Origin of the sequence: Prescottella soli, from assembly GCF_040024445.1 — a bacterium.
In the GTDB taxonomy this organism is placed as follows: domain Bacteria; phylum Actinomycetota; class Actinomycetes; order Mycobacteriales; family Mycobacteriaceae; genus Prescottella; species Prescottella soli.
Map to the genome: position 1 here is coordinate 374,265 of NZ_CP157276.1, position 26,997 is coordinate 401,261.

Annotated in this window: 1 protein-coding gene; it reads right to left on the reverse strand. The window is 72.1% G+C overall.

All coding sequences use genetic code 11. From position 1 onward, the window contains the following. Nucleotides 1–80: 80 nt before the first annotated feature. Nucleotides 81–26,996 carry a non-ribosomal peptide synthase/polyketide synthase gene (locus ABI214_RS01860; RefSeq protein ID WP_348605579.1) on the reverse strand — a complete coding sequence of 8,972 codons (26,916 nt, stop codon included), beginning with the start codon at nt 26,994–26,996 and terminating at the stop codon, nt 81–83. Nucleotide 26,997 lies beyond the last annotated feature (1 nt).

The window sequence follows — 26,997 nt, forward strand, 5'->3', positions numbered from 1 at the left end:
CGCTAGTCGCCTGACACCTCTTTCGCTACGAATCGGCGGGGTTCGCGGTGTATGCGAAGTTTGTTGTGTCAGACCAGATTTCAGTGCTCCACGAGGTAGTCCTCGAGCAGCGGGCCGATCGCCGCGAGCGCGGTCGGCTCGATCATCTGGTTGTGTTCGCAGTCGATGGTGAACTCGCGGATCCGACCGGTGACCGCGGACTGCCACACCTGCGGTGAATGCTCCGCGCCGGTGGCCTCGGAACCGTCGCCGCGTCCCGCACTGAAGAAGAGCAGGTCGCCGTCGAACACTCCCGGGACGTAGCGGTTCATGATCCGTGCGGACGTGGTGAATCCCTCGTTGATCCGCTTCAGGTGCGCGGGCGTCAATCCCGTTTCCTGGCCCAGTGATTCGTTCAGCAGCTCGACAGCCTGTGCGTAGGTCAGCTCACCGCCACCCCCGTACGGAGCCAGGTCCAGGCCCAGCCCCTCGAGTAGTTCGACCACCGTCAGCGGACCGGGTTCCTCCTCGCCCTCGGTGAGGTAGCTGTCCATGATCGCGAGTGTCGCGACTTCCTCACCGGCGCTGTGGAGTTCGACGGCCATGGCGTGCGCGATCACGCCGCCGAGCGACCATCCGAGCAGGTGGTACGGGCCGTGCGGCTGGACCACGCGGATCTCCTCGACGTACCGGTGCGCGAGCTGCTGGACCGAGTCGAAGTCGGGCCCGCCGCTGAGCAGTGGCAGCTGCAGGCCGTACGCCGGGCGGTCCTTGCCGAGATACTGCACCAGGCCGGCGTAACCCCACGACAGGCCGATGCCGGGGTGCACGCAGAACAACGGTGGGCGCTCGCCGAGGGGACGCAGCGGGATCATCACGCCGAGGGCGTCGTCGACGGGCGACTCGCCGTGCCCGAGGTACCCGACGGGCAGGTCGATGCGCTTGGCCAGACCCGACGGCGTCGGATCCAGGAACATCGTCTGCAGCGGGATCTGGCGCCCCAGGCGGGACTGCAGCTCGGACATGATCCGAGTCGCGATGATCGAGTTGCCGCCGAGGTCGAAGAAGCTGTCGTCGATACCGACGTGCTCGATGCCCAGCACCTCGGCGAACACCTCGGTGACCGCACGCTCCGTCGCCGTCGTCGGCGGCCGGAACTCGGTGGTGACCGACGTGAAGTCGGGTGCCGGCAGCGCGCGGCGGTCGAGCTTGCCGACCGGGGTCAGCGGGATGTCGTCGAGCACCACGATCGCCGACGGAACCATGTGCGCCGGGAGTTGGGCGGCGACGTGCGCGCGCAGGTCCCGCGATTCGACGGCGTGGCCCTCCACCGGCCGCACGTAGGACGCGAGCAGGGTGTCGCCCGACGGCCCGGTGTGACCGAGGGTCGCGGCGAACGTGACCGCGGGGTGCCGGGTGAGGACGGCGTCGATCTCGCCGAGTTCGATGCGGAACCCGCGCACCTTGACCTGGAAGTCCGACCGGCCGATGTACTCGATGGTGTGGTCGGGCCGCCAACGGACCACGTCGCCGGTGCGGTACATCCGGGTGCCGGGGGCGCCGAAGGGGTCGGCGACGAAGCGATCCGCGGTGAGTCCCGGACGGTTGTGGTAGCCGCGGGCCAGGCCCGGGCCGGAGATGTACAGCTCGCCGGGCACACCGATCGGGACGGGCCGCAACCGCCCGTCGAGCACGGCCTCGCGGAACCCGATCGCCGGGCCGCCGATGTTGACGACCTCGCCCGGCTGCATGGCCGCGCTGACGCTGGCCTGGATGGTCGTCTCGGTGGGCCCGTAGCCGTTGAACATCCGCCGTCCGGGCGCCCACTTGGCGACCAGTTCCGGCGGGCACGCCTCGCCGGCGACCGCGAGCACCCGCAGCGCCTCGAGCCCCTCGTCCTCGATGGAGGCCAGCGCCGTCGGGGTGATGAACCCGTGCGTGACGCCCTCGCGCGAGAGCAGTTCGGTCAGTTCGGATCCGCCGTACACGGTGGGCGGCACGATCACCAGGCGGGCACCGGCGCTGAACGCCATCATCATCTCGAACACCGAGGCGTCGAAGCTCGGGGACGCCAGATGCGAGACCCGCGACTGCGGGGTGACGGTGAAGCGCACCCGCTCCTCCTCGGTGAGGTTCGCGATCCCGAGATGGGTGACGATCACGCCCTTCGGCAGGCCCGTCGACCCGGATGTGTAGATCAGGTAGGCGGGATGCACTAGATGCAGCGGGGTCGTGCGGTCGGCGTCGTTGACCGGTGTCGCCGAGACCTCGGTCATGCGGGCGGCGAGGTCGCCGTCGTCGAGCACGAGCCACGGCACGGTGTCGGGCAGCCGTTCCCGCAGCGCGGACGTCGTCAGGCCGACCTTCGTGCCCGAGTCGGTGAGCATGTGCGCGATCCGCTCGGGCGGGTAGTTCGGATCCACGGGCACAAACGCGGCGCCGGCCTTCGCGACCGCCCAGATCGACAGGATCTCCTCGATCGAGCGCGGCATACCGAGCGCGACGAACGTCTCCGGGCCCACCCCGCGGTCGGCGAGCACGCGGGCCAGGCGATTCGACTGCTCGTCGAGTTCGCGGTACGTAAGCGTGCCGCCGAGGTAGCTCAGCGCGATCGACTCCGGGTCGATCGCGGCGGCGCCGGCCAGCAGTTCGGGCCACACGTGCGGCGAGGCGTCGGTGTTGCCGGCCGCGGGCGCGAGCTCCGCCAGTTCCGCGGAGTCGAGGATCTCGATGTCGCCGACGGCCCGCTGCGGGTGGGCGGTCACCGCCTCGAGGATCCGGACGAAGCGCTGCGTGAAGCTGCGGATGGTGCCGGCGTCGAACAGGTCGGTCGCGAAGTCGAGCGAGGCGTTGATCCCGGCCGGGGACCCGTCCTCGGCGAACTCCTCGGCGAGGACGAGTTCGAGGTCCTCCTTCGCGACGTGGGCGTCGATGCCGACACCCTCGACGACGAGGCCGGGCAGTTCGAGGCGCGGACGCTCGTTGTTCTGGAATTCGATCGAGACCTGGAACAGCGGCGAGTAGGACGTCGAGCGCGGCGGGTTGATCTCCTCCACGAGGCGCTCGAACGGGACCTCGGCGTGCCCGAACGCGGCGAGGTCGGCTTCGCGTGCCTGCCGCAGGATCTCGTCGAACGACGCGCCGTGGTCCACCCGTGTCCGCAGCACGAGTGTGTTGACGAACATGCCGACCAGCTCGTCGAGGTCCGCCTCGCCGCGGCCGGCGATCGGGGTGCCGATCGCGATGTCGTCGGTGTCGGCGAGCCGGGCCAGCAGCGTCGCCAGCGCGGCGTGTATCGCCATGAACATGCTCGCCCCATGCCGGCGCGCGAGGGCGGTGACGGCGGCGTGCAGCTCGGCGGGGATCTGGAACTCGACGCGGTCGCCGCGGAACGACTGCTGCACCGGCCGGGGCCGATCGGTCGGCAGCTGGATGACGTCGGGCAGGCCGGCGAGCTCCCCGACCCAGAACTCGAGCTGGCGGCGCAGCAGCGAGTCGGGATCGGTGTCCGAGCCGAGCAGCTCGTGCTGCCACAGCGTGAAATCGGCGTACTGGACGGGCAGCGGCGTCCACTGCGGGGCCGCTGCCGCGGCGCGCGCGGTGTACGCGGCCATGAGGTCCCGGCCGAGCGGGGCCATCGAGTAGCCGTCGGCGCAGATGTGGTGCATCACGATCATCAGGACGTGCTCGTTCTCCGCGGTCCGGATCAGTTCCGCGCGCACGGGCGGCGCGGCGGTGACGTCGAATCCGGCCGCGGCGAGCGTGGCCAGCCGGTCGTGGAGTTCCTGCCCGTCGCGGACGGTCACCGGGCTCAGCTCGGCGAGCACCTCGCTGACCGGGTGGACCCGCTGGGTCGGCACCTGATCGACGACGGGATAGGCGGTGCGCAGCGATTCGTGGCGTTCGAGCAGGTCGCCGACCGCGGCGTGCAGCGCGTCGACGTCGAGCGCACCGGTGAGCCTGACCGCCATCGGGATGTTGTACGCGGCCGACGCGGTGTCGAACTGGTTGATGAACCACATCCGCTGCTGCGCGAGGGACAGCGGAATCCGGTCCGGCCGCTCGCGCCGGGCCAGTGCCGGGCGGCCGTGCGCGGTGGCCGTCTCCCGTTCGCGCGCGATCCACTGCGCGAGGCCGTGGATCGTGGGGGCCTCGAACAGCGCCCGCACCGGGACGTCCGCATCCAGGACACTCGCGAGGCGGGCGGTGACCCGCGTCGCGATCAGCGAGTTGCCGCCGAGGTCGAAGAAGCTGTCCTCGATGCCGACCCGGTCCACCCCGAGTACCTCGGTGAAGATGTCCGAGAGCGTGTACTCGAGCGGGTTCGTGGGGGCGCGGAACTCGCCGGTGGCGAACGCGAAGTCCGGCTCGGGCAGGGCCGCCCGGTCCAACTTGCCGACCGGGGTCAGCGGGATCTCGTCGAGCACCGTGATCACGGCCGGCACCATGTGCGCGGGCAGGTGCGACGACAGCCGGTCGGTGAGCGCGGCGGCGTCGACGGTCGCCCCGGCGGGCGGCACCACGTAGGACGCGAGCACGGTGTCGCCGGCCGGGCCGGGCAGCCCGAGGGTGACCGCGAAGCTCACCGCGGGATGGTCCATGAGGGCGGCGTCGATCTCGCCGAGTTCGATGCGGAAGCCGCGCACCTTGACCTGGAAGTCCGTGCGTCCGACGTACTCGATCGTGTGGTCGGGCCGCCACCGCACGATGTCGCCGGTGCGGTACATCCGGTCCCCCGGCTTGCCGAACGGGTTGGCGACGAACCGCTCCGCCGAGAGGCCGGGGCGCCGGTGGTACCCGCGCGCGAGCCCGACACCGGTGACGTACAGCTCGCCCGGGACACCCACCGGCACCGGCTGCAGTCGGCGGTCGAGGACGAGTTCGCCGACCCCGCGGATCGGCCCGCCGATCGTGATCGGGGCGCCGACGGTCATGGGGGCGCTGATGTTCGTCATGATCGTCGTCTCGGTCGGCCCGTACGCGTTGTGCAGCTGCCGGCCGGGCGCCCACCGGGCCACCAGCTCCGGTGGGCACGCCTCGCCGCCGAACACGACGTGCGCGAACTCGTCGATCCCGGTCGGGTCGACCGTGGACAGCGCCGCGGTGGTGATGAACGCGTGGGTGACGTGCTCGTCCGCGAGGAGCCGGGCCAGGTCGGCGCCGCCGAACACGGTGGGTTCGGCGATCACCATCGTGGCCCCTGGACCGAATGCCTGCAGGTACTCGAACACCGCACCGTCGAAGCTCGGTGTCGCGAAGTGCAGTGTCCGGGACTCGCTGGTGGCGCCGAACCGTTCCACCTGGTCGATCGCGAAGTTGTCGAGACCCTGGTGGGTGACGACGACGCCCTTGGGGCGGCCCGTCGAGCCCGACGTGTAGACGACGTAGGCGGCGTGGTTGAGGCCGAGCGGTTCGGTGCGGTCGGCGTCGGTGACCGGGGCGTCGGACCGGGCCTCGCACGCCGCCGCGAACTCGGGGTCGTCGAGCGGCAGCCACGTGACGGTACCCGGGAGCTGATCCCGGTGCGCGGTCGTGGTCAGCCCGAGGCCGGCGCCGGAGTCGGCGAGCATGTGCTCGATCCGCTCGAGCGGGTAGTTCGGGTCGACGGGGACGAACGCGGCGCCGGTCTTCGTGACCGCCCACACCGCGAGCACCGACTCCACGGATCGCTGGATGCCCAGCGCCACGTACGATTCCGGGCCCACACCCTGATCGATGAGCACGCGGGCGATCCGCGAGGAGCGGGTGTCGAGCTCGCTGTAGGTGACCTCGCGCCCGGAGAAGGACAGCGCGACGGCGTCGGGATCGCGGGCGGCGCCGGCGGCGAAGATCTCCGGCAGGGTGCGCAGGGAGCCGCCGGGTTCGCCGAGCACGGGTGCCAGCTCGCGGCGTTCGACCTCGGTGAGCAGGTCCAGCCGCGACAGCGGCTGATCGGGGTCGGCCGCCAGGTGGTCGAGCACGACGGCCACCCGGGTCGCGATCGATTCGACGGTCTCGCGGTCGAAGTGCTCCGGGAAGTACTCGAACTTGAGGTTCAACCGGTCGGCCACCGAGGCCACCAGCGACAGCGGGTAGTGCGCCGCGTCGCGGCCGCCGATCCCGGTGACCCGCATCCCGGCGATGTCCGTGTCCGCGGTGAGCGCGTTCCGGTCGACCGGGTACGACTCGAACACCGTCAGCGTGTCGAAGGCGACGGCCGGTCCGGTCGCCTTCTGGATGTCGGCCAGCCCCAGGTAGTGGTGGTCGAGCAGGGCGGTCTGCTCCCGCTGGACGCGGTCGAGGAGGTCGCCGAGCGCCTCGGCCGGGTCGAGCGTGACCCGGACCGGGAGCGTGTTGATGAACAGGCCCACCATCGCTTCGATGCCGGGGATCTGCGGCGGCCGGCCCGACACCGTGCCGCCGAACAGGACGTCGGTGCGGGCGGTCAACGCGCCCAGCACGATCCCCCACACGGCCTGCACGACGGTGTTGAGCGTCAGGCCCCGCTCGCGGACCAGCGCGCGCAGCGTGTCCGTGTGCCCGGCCGACAGCGTGATCTCGAGTTCGTCGGTCCCGGTCGAGGCCCCCTCGATGCGGGCGTTCGGCGCCAGCAGGCTCGGCTCCTCGAGCCCGGCGAGCGCGCGGCGCCACGCCGCCGTCGACTCGGCGGCGTCCTGCCGGAGCATCCATGCGAGATAGTCGCGGTACGGGTGCACCCGCGGCAGCATCGAGGCGTCGCCGTCGGTGGCGTACAGCGTCAGCAGGTCTCGGATCACCAGCGGGGTCGACCAGCCGTCGAGCAGGATGTGGTGGTTCGTGACCACCAGGCGGTGTTCGCCGCCGCCCATGTCGACGAGTGTCATGCGGACCGCGGGGGCGATCGCCAGGTCGAACTTGGTGAGCCGGTCGGCGAGGGTCAGTTCGGCGAAGCGCCGGTCGCGGGCGGCCGGATCGAGCCGGGACAGATCGATCTCCGTCCACGGCAGGTCCACGTGCCGCGGGATCACCTGGACCGTGCCCGCGTCGGGTGTCGCGCCGTCGGGGTGCACGAACGCGGCCCGCAGGTTCGGGTGCCGGTCCAGCAGCGCCTGCCCGGCCCGCCACAGCCGGTCGGTGTCGACGACGCCGCTCAGGGTGAGGGTGAGCTGGACGAGGTACGCGTCGACCGACTCGTCCGAGAACATCGCGTGGAAGTGCAGGCCGGACTGCAGCGGCGACAGCGACCAGACGTCCGCGAGGTCCGGGTACCGGTGCTCGAGCGTCTCGATGGAGCGCTGGTCGAGGTGCACCAGATCCAGATCCGACGGCGTGAGCCCGCCGGCACCGGGGTGCTCGGCGTGCCGGGCCAGGGCCGACAGCGCCCGCACCCACAGGTCCGCCAGTTCGCCGGCGTCGACCGCGGCCAGCACACCGCGCGGGTAGGACCACGTGGCGCGCAACCGCGGCCCGTCGGCGGCGTCACCCACGACCGCGTTGACGTCCAGGACACTCGCGACCGGCATGGTGGCGCTGGGCGCGTCGTCGAGCTCGGTGTCGCTCACCGGGAGCCAGCCGACGTCCGCGGCTGCCGCGGGTGCGCCGAGCCGGCCGAGGTAGTTGAAGCTGACCTGCGGCACCGGCAGGTCGGCGAGCGCCGGCGCGGTCTGCGGATCGAGGTAGCGCAGCATCCCGAAGCCGATGCCGTGGTCGGGGATCGCGAGCAGTTGCTCCTTGACCGCCTTCACCGCGGCACCGGCGGCCGGACCGGCGGCGAACGCGTCGTCGAGGTCGATCCCGGACAGGTCCAGCCGGATCGGGAAGATCGTCGTGAACCAGCCGACCGTGCGGCCCAGGTCGGCGCCCGGCACCACCTGGTCCTCGCGGCCGTGGCCCTCGAGGTTGACCAGTGTCGCCGCGCTCTCGCTGCCGCGGGTGCCGCGCCACCGGGTGAGGGCCATCGCGAGCGCCGCCAGGAGCCCGTCGTTGACGTTGCCGTGGAACGCGTCGGGAACCGTGGTCAGCAGGGCCTCGGTGACGGCGGCCGGCAGCTCCACCGACACCTTGTCGACGGTGCCGTTGACGTCGATCTCGGGGTCGAGCGGGCGCGACCCGATGACCGGATCGGGCGTGGCGAGCGTGGCGCGCCACAGCTCGAGTTCCCGGTCGCGGCCGGGGGTTCCGCCGACGGCGGCGTCGGCGAGGCCGTGCGCCCAGCGGCGCATCGAGGTCCCGGTCGGCGCCAGCTCGGGGACGGCGCCGTCGACGATCTGCGACCACGCCGACGCCAGGTCCGGCACCAGGATGCGCCACGAGACGCCGTCGACGGCGAGGTGGTGGACCACCAGCAGCAGCCGTCCGCCCGCGTCACCGGCGTCGAACCACACCGCCTGCAGCACGATTCCGGACTCGGGGTCGAGGCGTCCGGCGGCGGCGTCGAGTTCCGCCTGGGCGATGCTGGTGAAGGTCGGACCGCCGAGCGCGTCCACCCGGACGCGGGTGAGCACGTCGGCCGCCGACACCGCCCCCACGGCCCGGACCTGCACCGTCGGGTCGTCGGTGCGGTCGAGCCGGGCGCGGAGCATGTCGTGGCGGTCCACGACGGCCTGCAGTGTCCGGGTGAGCTGGTCCTCGTCGATGCCCGAAGGCAGCGCCAGCAGCGCCGTCTGGGTGTAGCGGCGGACATCGGCGCCGTTCCCGCCGGCCCGGTCCAGGAGCCACCGGGTGATCGGGGTCGCCGGGAAGTCGCCGACGCCGCCGCCGGGCAGCTCCGCGAGGTGGACGGCCGGCTCCTCGCCGGCGGCCTCGGCGACCGCGGCGAGGCCGGCGACGGTCCGGTGCTCGAACACGTCCCGCGGCGCGAACTGCAGGCCCGCGGCCTTGGCGCGCGACACCAGCTGGATCGACATGATGCTGTCGCCGCCGAGCGAGAAGAACGAGTCGTCGACGCCGACCGAGTCGAGCCCGAGGACCTCGGTGAACAGGTCGGCGAGGATCCGTTCGGCGTCGGTCTGCGGTTCGCGGCCCGCGGTGGTGCGCATCCCGAACTCCGGCTCGGGCAGGGCCCTGCGGTCCAGCTTGCCGTTCGCGGTCAGCGGCAACTCGTCGAGCACCACCAGCGCCGCCGGCACCATGTACGACGTCAGCTCGCCGCCCACGTGGTCGAGCACCGCCTGCGGATCCAGGTCGGTGCCGCCCTGTTCCCGGACGACGTAGCCGATCAGCCGTGCGGGGCCGTGTTCCTCCTGGCGCACGGTGACAACGGCCTGCGCGACCCCCGGGAACTCGAGCAGCGCCGATTCGATCTCGCCGAGCTCGATGCGGAACCCGCGGATCTTGACCTGGAAGTCGCTGCGGCCCAGGTACTCCAGCTGCCCGTCGCGGTTCCAGCGGGCCAGGTCGCCGGTGCGGTACATGCGGGCGCCGGGGGCCCCGAACGGGTCGGCGACGAACCGCCCGGAGGTGAGTGCGGCCCGCCCGAGGTATCCGCGGGTCACCTGGTCGCCGGCCACGTACATCTCCCCGGTCACGCCCGGCGGCGTCGGGTGCAGGCGCCCGTCGAGCACCGTGACCCGCAGCCCCGGGACCGCGCGTCCGACGACGCTGGCACTGGCCTCCGACGCGTACGCGCGGTCGAGCCCGAGCCGGGTGACGTGCACCGTGGTCTCGGTGATGCCGTACATGTTCACCAGCCGCGGCGCGTCGTCCGCGTGCCGCGCGTACCAGCGTCCCAGCTGTCCCAGGTCCAGTGCCTCGCCGCCGAAGATCACGTATCGCAGCGCGAGATCGGTATCGTACGAGGACGATTCGGCCGCGATCCGGTCCGCCTCGGCGAGCTGGTAGAACGCGGTCGGTGTCTGGTTGAGCACCGTCACGCCCTCGCTGTGCAGCAGGTCGAGGAACATCTCCGGCGAGCGCGCCGTGTAGAAGTCGACCACCACGAGGCGGCCGCCGTGCAGCAGCGGACCCCACAGCTCCCACACCGAGAAGTCGAACGCGTAGGAGTGGAACATCGTCCACACGTCGGTGTCGTCGAACCCGAACGTGTCGGCGGTGTTCTCGAACAGGGTCAGCACGTTGCGGTGCGTGACCTGCACGCCCTTGGGGCGGCCCGTCGACCCGGACGTGTAGATGACGTACGCGACGTCGTCGGGGCGCAGCGGTGCGGTGCGGTCGGCGTCGGTGACCGGACCGTCGGGCCGCGCCGCCACCGCCGCGGCCACGTCGTCGGCGTCGAGGCGCACCAGCGGGACCCCGGAGTCGGGGATGGCGTCGGCGTCGTCCACGGACGTCACCACACACACCGGCGCGGAGTCCTCGAGCATGAACGCCAGGCGCTCGGGCGGGTACGTGACGTCGAGCGGCAGGTAGCCCGCGCCGGCCTTGACCACCGCGAGCAGCGCGACGACCAGGTCGAGCGAGCGCGGCAGCGCCACCGCGACAAGGGACCCGGGACCGACCCCGAGCCCCGCGAGGTGCCGGGCGAGCCGGTTGGTGCGGGCGTCGAGCTCGGCGTAGGTGACAGTCTCCCCCTCGTAGGTCACCGCGGCGGAGTCCGCGAAGCGCGCGGCGGCGTCGGCCAGTCGGCCGGCGAGGGTGCTCTCCGGTGCGCGGCGGCCGGCCGCGTTCCACTCGCGCAGCATCGTGGTGCGCTCGGCGGCCGTGGTGATCTCGACGTCGCCGGTCGGCCGGCCCGGTTCGGCGGTGACCGCCCCGAGCAGCCGGACGAACCGCTCCCCCAGGTCGTGCACCGTGTCGGCGTCGAACAGGTCGGTCGCGTAGGTGAACGCGGCGGTCATGCCGGCGGGGACGCCGTGGTCGTCGTGCTGCTCGGCGAGGGTGAGCTGCAGGTCGAACTTGGCGACCGCGAGCTCGGCGTCGACAGGTTCGGCGACGAGCCCGGGCAGCTCGAGCCGCGGCAGCTCGTTGTTCTGGAACTCGAGCATCACCTGGAACAGCGGCGAGTGCGCCGTCGACCGCTCGGGCGCCAGCACGTCGACGAGCCGCTCGAACGGCAGGTCCGTGTTGCCGAACGCGGCGAGGTCGAACTCGCGGGTGCGGGCGAGCTGGGCGCCGAAGCCGGTGGCCGCGTCGACCTGCGACCGCAACACCAGCGTGTTGACGAACATGCCGACCAGGCCGTCGAGTTCGGCCTCGCCGCGGCCGGCGATCGGGGTGCCGATCGCGATGTCGTCGGTTCCGCTGAGCTTGGCCAGCAGCACCGCCAGCGCGGCGTGCGCGGCCATGAACATCGTCGCGCCCTCCCGGCGGGCCAGCGCGGCCAACGAGCGGTGCACGTCGGCTGGGATCTCGAAGTACACGCGGGCGCCGTCGAAGCTCATCTGCGTCGGGCGCGGGCGGTCGGCGGGCAGCGAGATCGCCTCCGGCAGCCCGGCCAGCGCGTCGGTCCAGAACGCCAGCTGCCGGCTGACGAGCGAGTCGGGATCGTCCTCGGATCCCAGGACGTCGCGCTGCCACAGCGCGAAGTCCGCGTACTGCACCGGCAGCGGCGCCCACTGCGGCAGGTGACCGCCGGTGCGCGCCATGTAGGCGGTCATCACGTCCCGGGCCAGCGGCGCCATCGAGAAGCCGTCGGCGCAGATGTGGTGCACGACGATCGCCAGCACGTGCTCGGCCGGCCCGAGCCGCAGCAACTGGGCGCGCACCGGCACGCCGGTCGTGACGTCGAACCCGCGGGAGATCAGCGCCGCGACCCGCGCCGGCACCTCGTCGGGCGGGACGTCGACCACCGTCAGGTCGGGCGCGGCCTCCGCGGCCGGCACGATCACCTGCTCGGGTTCCGCGTCGGCGGAATCACCGGACGGCACCGAAGCCGTGGACGGCACCGCCGTCGTCGCCGTGGGGAAGTACGTGCGCAGCGACTCGTGCCGCTCGAGCACGTCCCCGACCGCGGCGCGCAGCGCGTTCGTGTCGAGAGCGCCGGTCAACCGGACGGCGAGCGGGATGTTGTAGGCGGCGGACGCGGTGTCGAACTGGTTGATGAACCACATCCGCTTCTGTGCCAAAGACAGCGGTAGACGACGCGGCCGCTCGGCCGGAACCAGCGGCGGGCGCGACGCGGCGTCCACCTGCTCGTGCAACACCCACCGCGCGAGCTCGTGTGCGGTCGGCGCCTCGAACAGCGCCCGCACCGCCAGGTCGGCGTGCAGCGCGGCGGCCAGCCGCGCGATCACCCGGGTGGCGATCAGCGAGTTGCCGCCGAGGTCGAAGAAGCTGTCGTCGATACCGATCCGTTCGAGACCGAGGACCTCGGCGAACACGTCGACGATGGTCTGCTCCGTCGGGTTCGTCGGCGGCCGGAACTCCGTGGCCGAGGGCAGGAACTCCGGTTCCGGCAGCGCCCGGCGGTCGAGCTTGCCGATGGGCGTGAGCGGGATCTCGTCGAGAACCATGATGCTCGCGGGGACCATGTGGGAGGGAAGCCGTTCGGCCACGAACTCGCGCAGCTCCCCCGGGTCCGGACGGGCATCCGCGGTCGGGAGCACGTACGTGACCAGCGCGGTGTCGCCGCCCGGTCCCGGCCGGCCGAGGGTGACCGCGAACCGGATGTCGGGGTGGTCGCCGAACGCGTTGTCGATGTCCCCGAGTTCGATGCGGAAGCCGCGGATCTTGACCTGGAAGTCCGACCGGCCGATGTACTCGACCGCATGGTCTTCGCCGATGCGCACGATGTCGCCGGTGCGGTACATGCGCTCGCCCGGCGTGCCGTGCGGGTTGGCGACGAATCGCTCGGCGGTGAGGCCGGGGCGACGATGGTAGCCGCGGGCCAGACCGGGGCCGGTGATGTACAGCTCGCCGGTGACCCCGGCCGGGACGGGCCGCAGGCTCGAGTCCAGGACCAGTTCGCTCTCGCCGCGGACCGGGGCGCCGATCATCACCGTCTCCCCGGTCACCAGCGGGGTGCTGATGTTCGCCAGGATGGTCGCCTCCGTCGGGCCGTAGCCGTTGTAGAAGCGGCGTCCGTGCGCCCACCGCGCGACCAGTTCCGGCGGCACCGCCTCGCCGCCGACGACCACCTCGGTGAACTCGTCGAGGTCGGTCGGGTCGACCGTGGCTGCCGCGGCCGCGGTGAGCCACGCGTGCGTGACGTGCTGGTCGCGGATCAGGCGGGCCAGCTCGTCGCCGCCGTAGACGGTCGTCGGTGCGATGACCATCGTCGCGCCGACGCGGAACGCGATCAGGTAGTCCAGGACCGCGGCGTCGAAACTCGGGGTCGAGAAGTGCAGCGTCCGCGAGCTCGGCTGCGTCGAGAAGCGGGTACGGCACTCCTCGGCCAGGTTGTCGATGCCCGCGTGCGTGACGACGACGCCCTTCGGGCGGCCGGTCGTGCCGGAGGTGTAGATCATGTACGCGGGGTGATCGAGGTGCAGGGGTGCGCGGCGGTCGGCGTCGGTGATCGGCGCGGCCGACCGGGTGGCGAACCGGTCCGCGAGGGAGGAGTCGTCGAGAACCGTCCACGGCACCGTGTCGGGCAGTCGGTCGCGCGCGTCGGAGACGGTGAGGCCGACGCGGGCGCCCGAGTCCTCGAGCATGAACACGATGCGGTCCGTCGGGTAGTTCGGATCCACCGGAACGAAGGCGGCGCCGGCCTTCGTGACCGCCAGAACCGCGGTCACGGACTCGATCGATCGCGGAATACCCAGCGCTACAGTCGATTCCGGTCCGATACCCGCCTCGATGAGCAGGCGGGCGAGGCGGTTGGTCCGCTCGTCGAGTTCGCGGTAGGTCACCTCGACGTCGCCGGAGACGAGGGCGACGGCGTCGGGAGTGGCTGCCGCCGCATCGGCGAACAGCTCGGGCAGGGTCCGCACCGACCCGCCGGGCCGCCCGCGCAGCGGCACCAGGTCCGCCCACTCGGCGTCGGAGAGCAGCCGCAGCCGCGCCAGGGGGCACTGCGGGTCGTCGGCGATCTCGGCGAGGATCCGGGCCACCCGCCGCGCGAGGGCCTGCGCCTCGCCGCGCTCGAACAGGTCGGGCAGGTACTTCAGCTTCATCCGCAACCGGTCGTCCGCGTTCGCGACGAGGGTGAGCGGGTAGTGGGCCGCGTCCACGCCCTCGTGGACGCGCACCAGCCGCAGGCCCGCGATGTCGGTGTCCTCGACGGCCGCGCGGTCCACCGGGTACGACTCGAACACGGTGAGCGTGTCGAACCCGAGGGCGGGGCCGACCGCGTCCTGGATCTCGGTCAGGCCCACGTGGTGGTGATCGAGCAGGCCGGCCTGCTCGGTCTGCACCCGCCGCAGCAGCTCGCCGACGCTCTCGCGCGGATCGAGCCGCACCCGCACCGGCAGCGTGTTGATGAACAGGCCGATCATCGACTCGATGCCCGCGATGTGCGGCGGACGCCCGGAGACGGTGCCACCGAAGACCACGTCGTCCTGGCCGGTCAGCGCCCCGAGGACGATCGCCCACGACGACTGCACCATCGTGTTGAGGGTGACGCCCCACTGCCGCCCGATCGATGTCAGCCGGGCGGTGAGCGCCGGATCGAGCGCCAGCTCGACCTCGTCCGGGACGGTCGCGTGCTCGCGGCCGCGGTCGAGCGGCGCGAGCAGCGTCGGCTCTTCCAGACCGGCGAGCGCCTCGGCCCACACCTGCACCGACGCGGCCGGGTCCTGTTCGGCGATCCACGTCAGGTAGTCGCGGTACGGCTGGACCCGCGGCAACACGGTCGCGTCGCCGTCGGTGGCGTACAGCGTCAGCAACTCCTGCATCATCAGCGGGGTCGACCAGCCGTCGAGCAGGATGTGGTGGTTGGTCAGCACCAGCCGGTGCTCGTCGGGGCCGGTGCGCACGAGCGTGAACCGGATCAGCGGCGCGCTGGTCACGTCGAAGCGGCGGGCCCGGTCCTCGGCGAGCAGCCGCGTGAGCGCCTCGGTGCGCTCCGGTGCGTCGAGTTCCGCGAGGTCGACCTCGGTCCACGGCAACGTCACCGGATCCATGACCACCTGCACCGACGAGCCGTCGGAGCTGTTGACGAACGCGGCCCGCAGGTTCGGGTGCCGGTCCAGCATCGCCTGCCCGGCCCGGCGGAGCCGTCCGGGATCGGCGCCGCGGACGTCGAGCGTCATCTGCACCATGTACGAGTCGACGGATCGGTCGGCGAGCAGCGCGTGGAACAGCAGGCCCGACTGCAGCGGCGAGAGCGACCACACGTCGACGAGGTTCGGGAACCGCTGTTCGAGGTCCTCGATCTCGCGCTGGTCGAGCGAGACCAGGTCCAGGTCCGACGGCGTCGCGCCGCCCGCGCCGGGTCGGGACACGTGCCGGGCGAGGGCGATCAGCGCCTCGGTCCACAGCTCGGCCAGCTCCTCGACCGCGTCCACACCGAGCACCCCGGACGGGAAGCCCCACGTGGCGCGTATTCGCGAGCCGTCCGCGCCGTCGGTCGTGACGGCGTTGATGTCGAGCACCGCCGCCACCGGCAGGTCCGCGTCCTGCAGGATGCCCAGGTCCGCGTCGTCCGTCGGCATCCAGCCCGCGTCGCGCTGGTCGTCGGGCACCGCCGAGGTGAGCCGACCGAGGTAGTTGAAGCTGACCTGCGGGCTGCGCAGATCGCGCAGTGCCCGTTCGCCGTCGGCGGCATCGGCGTCGAGATAGCGCAGCATGCCGTAGCCGATGCCGTGGTCGGGGACGGCCAGCAGCTGTTCCTTGACCGCCTTGATCGCCGCGCCCGCGCCGCGGCCACCGGTGAACGCGTCGTCGATGTCGACGCCGGCCAGGTCCAGCCGCACCGGGAACAGCGTGGTGAACCAGCCGACGGTCCGCGAGAGGTCCGCCCCCGGCAGCACCGCGTCCTCGCGGCCGTGGGCCTCCAGGGTGACCAGGGCGTCGGTCCGGTCCGCGGCCACGTCGATCCCGCGGCCGCGGCGCCACCGCACCAACGCGAGCGCCAGCGCGGTCAACAGCCCGTCGTTGACGGAGCCGTGGAACGCGTCCGGCACGGTCGTCAACAGTGCCTCGGTGACGTCCGGGGACACCTCGACCGTGACGGAGTCGACGGTCGCGGCGACGTCGACGGCGGGGTCGAGCGGGCGGGAGCCCAGCATCGGGTCGTCGCCCGCGAGCACGTCCTGCCAGCGTTCGAGCTCGTCCCGGCGCTGCGGGGTGGCGTCCACGAGCCCGTGTGCCCACCGGCGCATCGACGTGCCGACCGGTGCCAGGTCCGGGTGCTCCCCCGCGGTGAGCTGCGCCCACGCCGTCGCGAGGTCCGGCACCAGGATGCGCCACGACACGCCGTCGACGACGAGGTGGTGCACGACGATCAGCAGCCGGCCGCCGTCGTCCCGGGAGTCGAGCCACACCACCTGGACCATCTCGCCGGCGGCCGGGTCGAGACGGTCCTCGGCGGCGTCGAGTTCGGCGCGGACGACGTCGGCGAACGCGTCGGTGCCGGGCAGCGCGTCGACCTCCACCCGCCGGACGAGCCACTCGGCGTACACCGAACCCGGTGTTGGCACGATCATCGTGTGTTCGCCGGGGCGGATCCGGGCCCGGAGCATGTCGTGGCGGTCGATGACGGCCTGGAGGGCGCCGGCGAGGGTGGCCTCGTCGAGGCCGGCCGGCGCGGTGAGCAGCGCGGCCTGCGAGAAGCGGTCGTGATGGCCGCCGCGGCCCTGCAGCCAGCGGGCCACCGGGAGCAGCGGCACGTCGCCGATTCCGCCGCCGTCGAGTTCCGCGAGCACCGCGGCCTCCGCACCGGCCTGCGCGACGGCCGCCAGCGCCGCCACGGTCTTGTGGTCGAAGACGTCGCGCGGCGAGAAGTGCAGGCCCGCGGTCTTCGCCCGCGACACCAACTGGATGGACATGATGCTGTCGCCACCGAGCGCGAAGAACGAGTCGTCGACGCCGACCGAGTCGAGCCCCAGGACCTCCGCGAACAGGTTCGCGAGCAGCCGCTCCCGCTCGGTCTGCGGCGCCCGCCCGGGCGACACCAGCGCCCCGAAATCGGGCGCGGGCAGCGCCTTCCGATCGATCTTGCCGGCCGGCCCGAGCGGCAGCGCGTCGAGGACCATCACCGCCGAGGGCACCATGTAGGACGCGAGGAACGTGCCGACGAACGCGGTGATCGCGGCAGGCTCGAGCACCGCGCCGTCCTCGGCGACGACGTAGCCGGCGAGCCGGCCGGCCGGACCGGATCCGTCGACCGTGACCACGGCGCGCGCGACACCCGGGTAGCGGCGCAGCGCTGACTCGATCTCGCCGAGCTCGATGCGGAATCCGCGGATCTTCACCTGGAAGTCGGTGCGCCCCAGGTACTCGAGCTGGCCCGACCCGTTCCACCGCACCAGGTCACCGGTGCGGTACATGCGGCTCGCCGGCGGTCCGAAGGGGTTCGCCACGAAGCGTTCACCGGTGACGCCGGGGCGGTGGTGGTAGCCGCGGGCCAGGCCGGTGCCGAGGATGTACAGCTCGCCGGGCACGCCCACGGGCACCGGCTGCAGACGGGAGTCGAGCACCACGACGCTGGTGCCCATCGGCGGGCGGCCGATCGTCACCGGCACCCCCACCGCCAGCGGTTCGCTGACGCTCGCGACGACGGTGGACTCGGTGGGCCCGTACGCGTTGAACATCCGTCGACCGGGCGCCCACTGCGCCACCAGTTCCGGCGGGCACGCCTCGCCGCCGGTCACGACGCACTCGAGCCGGTGCAGCCCGGACGGATCCACCGACGCCAGGGCGGCCGGTGTCACGAACGCGTGCGTGACGTCGTGCACGCGCAGCAGCTCGCGCAGTTCGTCGCCGCCGAGCACCGACGACGCCGCGACGACCATGGTGGCGCCCGCGCCGACCGCGAGGAGCAGCTCGAGGATCGACGCGTCGAAGCTCGGCGACGAGAAGTGCAGGGTCCGCGAGTGCGGGGTCACCCCGAACCGGGTGCGTTGCTCGGCTGCGAAGTTCGCGAGCCCGCGGTGCGAGACCACCACGCCCTTGGGTGTGCCCGTCGACCCCGACGTGTAGATCAAGTAGGCGGGGTCGTCGAGCCGGAGCGGGCGCAGCCGATCCGCGTCGGTGACCGATCCGGCGGGCTCGTTCCGCAGCCGGGCGCGGGTGTCGTCGGTATCGAGCACGACCCATTCGGTCGAGGCGGGCAGCGTGTCGTGGTGCGCGGTGGTGGTGATGCCCACGACGGCACCGGAATCGGTGAGCATGTGCTCGATCCGGTCGGCCGGGTAGTTCGGGTCCACCGGGACGAACGCGGCGCCGGTCTTGGCGACCGCCCACGTCGCGGTCACCGAGTCGAGCGAGCGGGCCACCGCGAGCGCCACCACCGATTCCGGTCCGACGCCGCGCCGGATCAGCAACCGCGCCAGACGATCCGATCGGGTGTCGAGCTCCCGGTAGGACAGCGTGGTGCCGTCGAAGACCACCGCGGCGGCGTCGGGATCGACGACGGCGGCGGCCGCGAGCAGTTCGGGGAGGGTGCGGGCGGGCACCCCGGCGCCGCCGCTGACGGGCGCGAGGTCGGCGCGTTCGGTCGCGGTGAGCAGGTCGATGTCACCGACCCGGGTGCCCGGGTCGGTGGTGACCGCCCGCAGCACCGCGGTGAACCGTTCGGCCAGCCGCGCGACGGTGGCGGGGTCGAACAGGTCGGTGGCGTAGGTGAATCCGGCGGCGATGCCGGCGGGCTCACCGGACTCGGTGAACTCCTCGGTCAGCGTCAGCTGCAGATCGAAGTTCGCGACGGCGGTGCCGGTGTCGACGACCGTCACCGTGAGGCCGGGCAGTTCGAGCCGCGGCTGGTCGGTGTTGCGGAACTCGAGCATCACCTGGAACAGCGGCGAGTGCGCGGTGGAGCGCTCCGGAGCGAGGGCGTCGACCAGCCGCTCGAACGGCAGGTCGGCGTGGTGGAACGCGTCGAGGTCGGTGTCCCGCACGCCGTCGAGCAGTTCGGTGAACGTCGCGGCGGGATCGAACTGGCTCCGCAGCGCGAGCGTGTTGACGAACATGCCCACCATGTCGTCGAGCGCCGCGTCGCCGCGGCCGGCGATCGGGGTGCCGATCGCCACGTCGTCGGTGTCGCCGAGCCGGGCCAGCAGCGCAGCGACGGCCGCGTGGACGGCCATGAACACCGTCGAATTGTGCCCGTGGGCGATCGCGACGAGACGCCGGTGGGCGTCGGCGTCGACGCGGAAGTCGTGCCGGTCCCCGCGCAGCGACCGGCGCGCGGGCCGGGGCCGGTCGGTGGGCAGCTCGAGCACCTCGGGCAGCCCGTCGAGGGTGCTCGCCCAGTAGTCGAGTTGCGTCGACAGCAGGCTGTCGGGGTCGTCGGTGCCGCCGAGGACCCGCTGCTGCCAGAGGGTGTAGTCGGCGTACTGCACCGGCAGCGGGGTCCACTGCGGGGCCTGTCCCTCGACGCGCGCGACGTACGCGCTCATCACGTCCCGGGCCAGGGGCGCGAGCGAGAATCCGTCGGCGCAGATGTGGTGCACGACGATCACCAGCACGTGCGTGCGGGGTGCGATCCGCAGCAGCATCGACCGGACCGGCGGCGCGAACGTGACGTCGAAGCCGTGGCCCGCGAACTCCGCGATCCGCTCGGGGGCGTCCGTCTCGGACGCGGCGACCGGTTCGAGGTCGGGCGCGACGGCGGCGGTCGGCACGATCACCTGGGTGGGTTCGCCGTCGACCATCGGGAATCGGGTGCGCAGCGACTCGTGCCGCTCGAGGACGTCGGCGATCGCGGCGCGCAGGGCTGCGCGATCGAGGTCCCCGTCCAGGCGCACCGGCAGCACGACGTTGTAGGCGGGCGACGCGGTGTCGAACTGGTTGATGAACCACATCCGCTTCTGCGCCAACGACACCGGCACGATCGCCGGGCGCTCCGCCGCGACCAGCGCCGGCTGATCGGCGCCATGGGCGCCCGCCGCCTCGATCCGCAACGCGAGCCCCGACACCGTCGGGGTGTCGAAGACCTCCCGCACCCCGATCCGGGCGTCGAGGGCCGCGTTGACGCGGGCGACGAGCCGGGTCGCGGTCAGCGAGTTGCCGCCGAGGTCGAAGAAGCTGTCGTACACGCCGACGCGCTGCGTCCCGACCAGTTCCGCGAAGATCGCCGCGAGGATCTCCTCCACCGGATTGCGCGGCGCCACGAATTCGGCCTCCGCGGACCGGAACTCCGGCTCCGGCAACGCGCGGCGATCCAGTTTGCCGGTCGCCCCGAGCGGGAACTCGTCGAGCAGCAGGATCTGCGACGGCACCATGTACGCCGGCAGCGACTCCCCGATCGCCTCCCGCAGTCCGGCGGGGTCGAGATCGGCCCCGGGATCGGCGATCACGTATCCGATCAGCGCCTCGCCGACGATCTCGTCGCGGCGTGCCACGACCACCGCCTGCGCCACACCGGGCCAGTCGAGCAGCGCGGCCTCCACCTCGCCGAGCTCGATGCGCAGACCGCGCAGCTTGACCTGGAAGTCGGTGCGGCCCAGGTAGTCCAGCGAGTAGTCGAGGCCTCCGGTCTTCTTCCACCGGACCACGTCGCCGGTCCGGTACATCCGTGACCCCGGCTCCCCGAACGGGGAGGCGACGAACCGGTCCGCGGTCAGGTCGGGGCGGCCGACGTACCCGCGGGCCAGCTGGACGCCGGCGAGGTACAGCTCGCCGGGCACGCCGGCCGGGACCGGGTGCAGCCGCGAATCGAGCACGAAGACCTGGGTGTTCCACACCGGCGCGCCGATCGGCACCGACACGGTGTCGGCCTCGGTGTACGGGCGGTAGGTCACGTCGACGGCCGCCTCGGTGGGGCCGTACAGGTTGTGCAGCCGTGCGCCCGACGCCGCCGCGAACTCGGTGAACGCGGCCGCGGTCGCGGGCGGCAGGGCCTCCCCGCTGCAGAACACCGTCCGCAGCGAGCGGCACTGGGCGGGTTCCGCGCCCACCACGAACGCCGCGAGCATCGACGGCACGAAGTGCGCGACGGTGACCCCGCGGTCCGCGATCAGCTGTGACAGGTACGCCGGGTCGCGGTGGCCGTCGGGGACTGCGATCGCCAGGCCGGCCCCGGCCTGCAACGGCCAGAAGAACTCCCACACCGACACGTCGAACGTCGTCGGGGTCTTCTGCACCACGACGTCCGATGCCGTCAGGTGGTACTCCCCCTGCATCCACGCGAGACGGTTCACGATCGCCGTGTGGCTGACCGCGACACCCTTCGGGCGGCCCGTGGAGCCGGACGTGTAGATCACGTAGGCGATGTCGGCGCCGCGCAGCACGCCGCGACGCTCCCCGGGACGGATCGGCCCGTCGTCGTGATCGCCCAGGTCGAGCCGGTCGATCTCGAGCACGTCGACGCCGTCGGGCAGCGGGCCGTGGTCGCGCCGGGTGGTCAGCACGCACACCGGCTCGGCGCTGCCCAGCACGTACTCGGTGCGGGCGTACGGGTGGTCGGGGTCGAGCGGGACGTAGGCGCCGCCGGCCTCGATCACCGCGTACATCCCGACCAGCAGGTCGAACGACCGGCGCATCGACAGCGCCACGCGGGACCCGGGGCCGACACCGCGCGCGATCAGCTCGCGCGCCAGTCTGCGCGCACGGGACGCGAACTGGGCGTACGTGAGCTCCTCGTCGCCGAACGTGAGCGCGACGGCGTGCGGGGTCCGCCGCGCCTGCGCGTCGAACAGGTCCGCGAGCGTCGCGTCGGGGACGTCGTGCTCGGTGGCGTTCCACTCCCCGAGGACCAATTCGCGTTCGCCGTCGACCAGCACGTCGATGTCGCCGACGCGGGCGGCGGTGTCGACGCTGACCGACTCGAGGACGCGGACGAACCTGTCGGCGAACGCCGCGACGGTGTCCGGGTCGAACAGGTCGGTGGCGTACGAGAACGTGGCCTCGATCGCGCCCGGGCGCCCCTCCTCGTCGGCGGTCTCGGTGAGGATCAGTTGCAGGTCGAACTTCGCCGTGGCGGTATCGATCTCGTCCACCTCGACGGTGAGGTCGGACAGTTCGATCCGATGCCGGTCGTCGCCCTGCAGGACCAGCATCACCTGGAACAGCGGGGAGTACGCGGCCGAGCGGGTGGGGTCGAGCACCTCCACGAGGCGTTCGAACGGCAGGTCGGTGTTGCCGAGCGCGGCCAGGTCGGTGGCCCGGGTGCGCGCCAGCAGGTCGCTGAACGTCGACGCCGGTTCGACGAGTGTGCGCAGCACGATCGTGCCCACGAACATGCCGATCAGGTCGTCGAGTTCGGCCTCGCCGCGCCCCGACACCGGCGATCCGATCGCGATGTCGGGCGAGCCGCTGAGCCGTGCCAGCAGCACCGCGAGGGAGGCGTGCAGCACCATGAACAGGCTCGCCTCGTGCTCGCCGGCGACGTCGAGGAGCCGGCGGTGCAGGTGCGGTGCGATCGTGAAGTCCACCGAGCCGCCCCGCATCGACTGCTGCGGTGGCCGCTGCCGATCGGTCGGCAGTTCGAGGAGGTCCGGTGCCCCCGCCAGTTCGTCGCGCCAGAAGTCGAGCTGGCGTGCGATGACGCTGTGCGGGTCGTCCTCCGCGCCGAGCAGGTCCCGCTGCCACAGCGAGTAGTCGGTGTACTGGACCGCGAGCGGCGACCATTCCGGTGCGGCGCCGGCGGCGCGGGCCTCGTACGCGACCATGACGTCGCGCGCGAGCGGGCCCATCGACAGCCCGTCCGCCGCGATGTGGTGCACGACCAGTGTCAGCACGTGGTCCTGCGGACCGAGCCGCCACAGGTTCGCCCGCACGGGCAGCTCCGCGGTCACGTCGAACCCGGCGGTCGCCGCCGCGCTGGTGCGGGACGACAGCTCGTCCTCGGCCACGTCGACCGGTGCGAGGTCGACGGCGACCTCCGCGGCAGGCCGCACGACCTGGACCGGTCCGTCGGGCGTGTTGGGGAAGACCGTGCGCAGCGATTCGTGCCGGTCGAGGACGTCGCCGATCGCCGTCTCCATTGCCGCGACGTCGAGGTCGCCGCGCAGGCGCACCGCGATCGGGATGTTGTAGGCCGCGGAGGTCGTGTCGAACTGGTTGACGAACCACATCCGCTGCTGGGCCAACGACACCGGCACCGGCCCGACGTGTTCGCGCGGCGCAAGTGGCGGACGCGCCCCGTGCCCGGGACCGGCGGCCTCGACGCGGGCCGCGAGCTCCCCGACGGTCGGCGCCTCGAACAGGTCGAGCACACCGAGTTCGGTGCCGAGGGTGGCGTTGATCCGGGCCACGATGCGGGTGGCGGTGAGCGAGTTGCCGCCGAGGTCGAAGAAGCTGTCGGTGGTGCCGATCCGCTCGACGCCCAGCAGCTCCGCGAACACGCCGGCGATCTGCTTCTCGTCGAGGGTCGTCGGGGCCCGGAATTCACCGGTGCCGGTGTCGAATCGGGGCTCCGGCAGCGCGCGCCGGTCCAGCTTGCCCGCCGGGGTGAGGGGCAGCGAGTCGAGCACGACGACGCCGGCGGGAACCATGTGCGGCGGCAGCACCTCGGCGACGTGCGCGATGACGTCGGCCGCGAGTCGAGTGCCGGCACCGCCCGCGTGCAGTTCCTGGTTGCTGTCCGGCTGCACGTACGCGACCAGCAGGGTGTCGCCGGACGGTCCGACGAAGCCGGTCGCCAGCGCGAACCCGACCTCGGGATGCGACCGTAGCGCGGCCTCCACCTCGCCGAGCTCGATGCGGTAGCCGCGGATCTTGATCTGGAAGTCGGTGCGGCCCAGATACTCGAGCTGTCCGGTCCGGTTCCACCGCACCAGGTCACCGGTGCGGTACATCCGCTCGCCGGGCGCGCCGAACGGGTCGGCGACGAACCGTTCGGCCGTGGTGCCGGCCCGATCGTGGTAGCCGCGAGCGAGCCCGTCGCCGTAGACGTACAGCTCGCCGGCGACGCCGACCGGCACCGGGCGCATCCGGCCGTCGAGCACCAGCGCGCCGATCCCGAGCGGCGGGCTGCCGATCGTGACGTCGCGTCCCGGCTCCAACTGCTCCGACACGCTCGACACGACGGTCGCCTCGGTGGGTCCGTACGCGTTGAACATCCGGTGCCGCGGCGCCCACTGCTCGACCAGGTACGGCGGGCACGCCTCGCCGCCGGTGACGACGCACTCGAGCTCGGTGAGCTCGTCCGGGTCGACCGAACCCAGCGCGGCCGGGGTGACGAACGCGTGGGTGACGCGTTCGAGCCGCAGCAGGCGGGTCAGCTCGGCCCCGCCGTAGATCGTGGGCGGTGCGATGACCATCGTCGCCCCGGCCCCGAACGCGAGCATCAGCTCGAGCACGGACGCGTCGAAGCTCGGCGACGAGAAGTGCAGCGTGCGCGAGTCTGGGCCGACCCGGTAGCGGGTGCGCTCGTCCTCGGCGAAGTTCGCCAGGCCGCGGTGGGTGACCGTGACGCCCTTGGGTGTGCCCGTCGAGCCGGACGTGTAGATGAGGTACGCCGGGTGTGCGATCCGCACGGCCGCGGTGCGGTCGGTGTCGGTGACCGCGGCGGTGGACCACTGCCCGACCTGTTCGGCGAAGCCGGGCGCGTCGAGCACCAGCGTGGGGACCATGTCGGCCACCGCGTCCGCGTGTCCGGCGACGGTCAGCGCGAGGACCGCACCGGAATCGGTGAGCATGTGCTCGATCCGGTCGGGCGGGTAGTTCGGGTCCACCGGCACGAATGCGGCGCCGGTCTTCGCGACCGCCCACACCGACATCACCGACTCGATCGACCGGGACATCGACAGCGCCACCACCGTCTCCGGGCCGACACCGCGTGCGATGAGCATGCGTGCGAGGCGATTCGACTGCGCGTCGAGTTCGCCGTAGCTCAGCTCCGTGCCCTCGTACGACAGCGCGATCCGGTCGGGGTCCTGGTCCGCCGCCGCCCCCAGCAGGTCCGCGAGCGTGCGCGGCTCGACGCCGTCGCCGCCCCACACCCCGGACAGCGTGCGCCGCTCGTCGTCGCCGAGCAGGTCGATGTCGGCGACGATCGCCGACGCGTCGGCGAGCACCGCGTCGAGGACGCGCACGTACCGTGCCGACAGCTCCTCGATGGTTTCGCGGTCGAACATGTCCGTGGCGTACGTGAACGCCGCGTCCATCCCCGCGGGCACGTGGTCGCCGGCGCCGTTGCCGGCGAACCGTTCCTCGATGGACAGGCGCAGGTCGAGCGCGGAGATGTCGGGGCCGGCGTCGGTGCCCCGGACGACCAGTCCGTCGTCCTCGAGGTGTGGGTGACGGCCGTCGACGAACTCGAGCATCACCTGGAACAGCGGCGAGTGAGCGTTCTGCCGCGTGCGATCGAGCGCCTCCACGAGCTGCGCGAACGGCGTCTCGGCGTGCCGGAACGCGTCGAGATCCGCATTGCGCACGTCGGCCAGCAGATCGTCGAAGGTCATTCCCTCGCGCAGCCGGGTCCGCATGGCCAGCGTGTTGAGGAACGACCCGGACGCGCCCTGCCCGACGACGGGGGTGCCGACCGCGATGTCGTCGACGTCGGCGAGGCGGGCGAGCAGCACGACCAGCGCCGCGTGCACGGCCGCGAACGTCGTGAAGCCGCGTTCGCGAGCCATCTCGACCAGGACCCGGTGCGCGACCGGCGAGATGGAGAATTCGACGCGACCACCGTCGAGCGCACGCCGCGCCGGCCGGGGCCGATCCGACGGCAGCGACAGGATGTCCGGCAGCCCCTCCAGTTCCCGGGACCAGAACTCGAGCTGCTCGGCGGTCCGCAACAGCTGGGCACCGACGATCGAGCTCTCGGCGTGGATGTCGGAGACCCGTGTCTGCGGCGTCGCGAGCACGAATTCCTCGACCAGTTCGAGGAAGCGGCGGTGGTGCGTGTCCAGCTCCGCCTGCGAGTAGCGGTTGGGATTTGCCCGAAACTCGACGAATGTCCTTGCCGGACTTCCACTCTGGACGAAGTTGATCAGCAGGTCCTCGACCGGGCCCGACGTGACGATGTGGTACTCGCCCTCGAGCGGGCCCAGCCTCATCGTCTGGTGGAAGAGCATCACGTTGACCATCGGTCCGGCCAGTCCGCGCGCGGTTCCGGTCAGCCCGGCGTCGCGGCGGATGTCCTCGATGCTGCAGCGCTGGTGTCGCAGCGCGCCCATCAACTCGAGCTGGATCCGGCCCACGACGTCGGCGACGGTGTCATTGGGCAGCACCGTCGCGCGCAGCGGTGCGACGTTGACGAGCATGCCGCCCGAGCGCTGCAGGGGGGCCGTCGTGCGGGCCGAAACCGGTATGTTGACCAAAACGTCCGTCCGCCCGGTCATCCGGGCGAGGTAGCAGGCGAAGGCGGCGATCAGGACGGCCGCCGGGGTGGCCTCGAACCGGCGGTCGCTGGTGTCGAGTGCCTCCATCACGGACGCGGGCAGCGGTGCGCTGCGGTACCGGCTGACCGCGGTGAGCGGGCCGTCGTTCCGGGCGAGGGTGGAGCCGGACTCGATACCCGCGATGTGGTCGGCCCAGTACTCGCGGTCGGCCTGGAAGCGGCTGGACGCCCGATACTTCCGGTCGATTTCGAGCAGTTCGCGTAGATCCAGGGCGCGATTCGGCTCGGCCTCACGATGCTCGACGGCGGCCGTGTACAGCGCGGCGATGCGATTCGCGATCGTCATTCCGCTGAAGCCGTCGAGGGCGACGTGGTGAATTCGGCTGTACCACAAATAGTCTCGGTCGCCCACCCGCAGGACCGTGAACGCGATCAGTCGGTCCCGGGCGAGGTCGACCGGGACGGAGTAGTCGTGGTCCATCCATTCCTGTGCGGCCACCATCGGATCGGGGCGATCGCGCAGGTCGACCACGTCGATCGTGGTGTCGACGTTGCGATCCAGGAGCTGCCACGGTTCGCCGTCGATCTCGACCAGACGCAGGTAGGGCGACTGGAATTCCTCCGCCGCGATCAGCGCGCAGTCGTGGAGCAGATCGATGTCGAGGTCGCCGTGCAGCGCCACGTACTGGGCGATGAATATCGGCACCCCGGGCGTGAGCTGCTGTGCGAACCACATACTCCGCTGAGCCGAGGAAAGCGGGAAGGCCTCGGCCGGAAGATTCGGAGTATCGGAACCGTGTGCGTCCGGTTCCCGAGATCCTGGCATCTTCATT

Coding starts and splice junctions, on each gene's coding strand:
- ABI214_RS01860 (WP_348605579.1), bottom strand. CDS start 26,996: ATGAAGATGCCAGGATCTCGGGAACCGGACGCACACGGTTCCGATACT.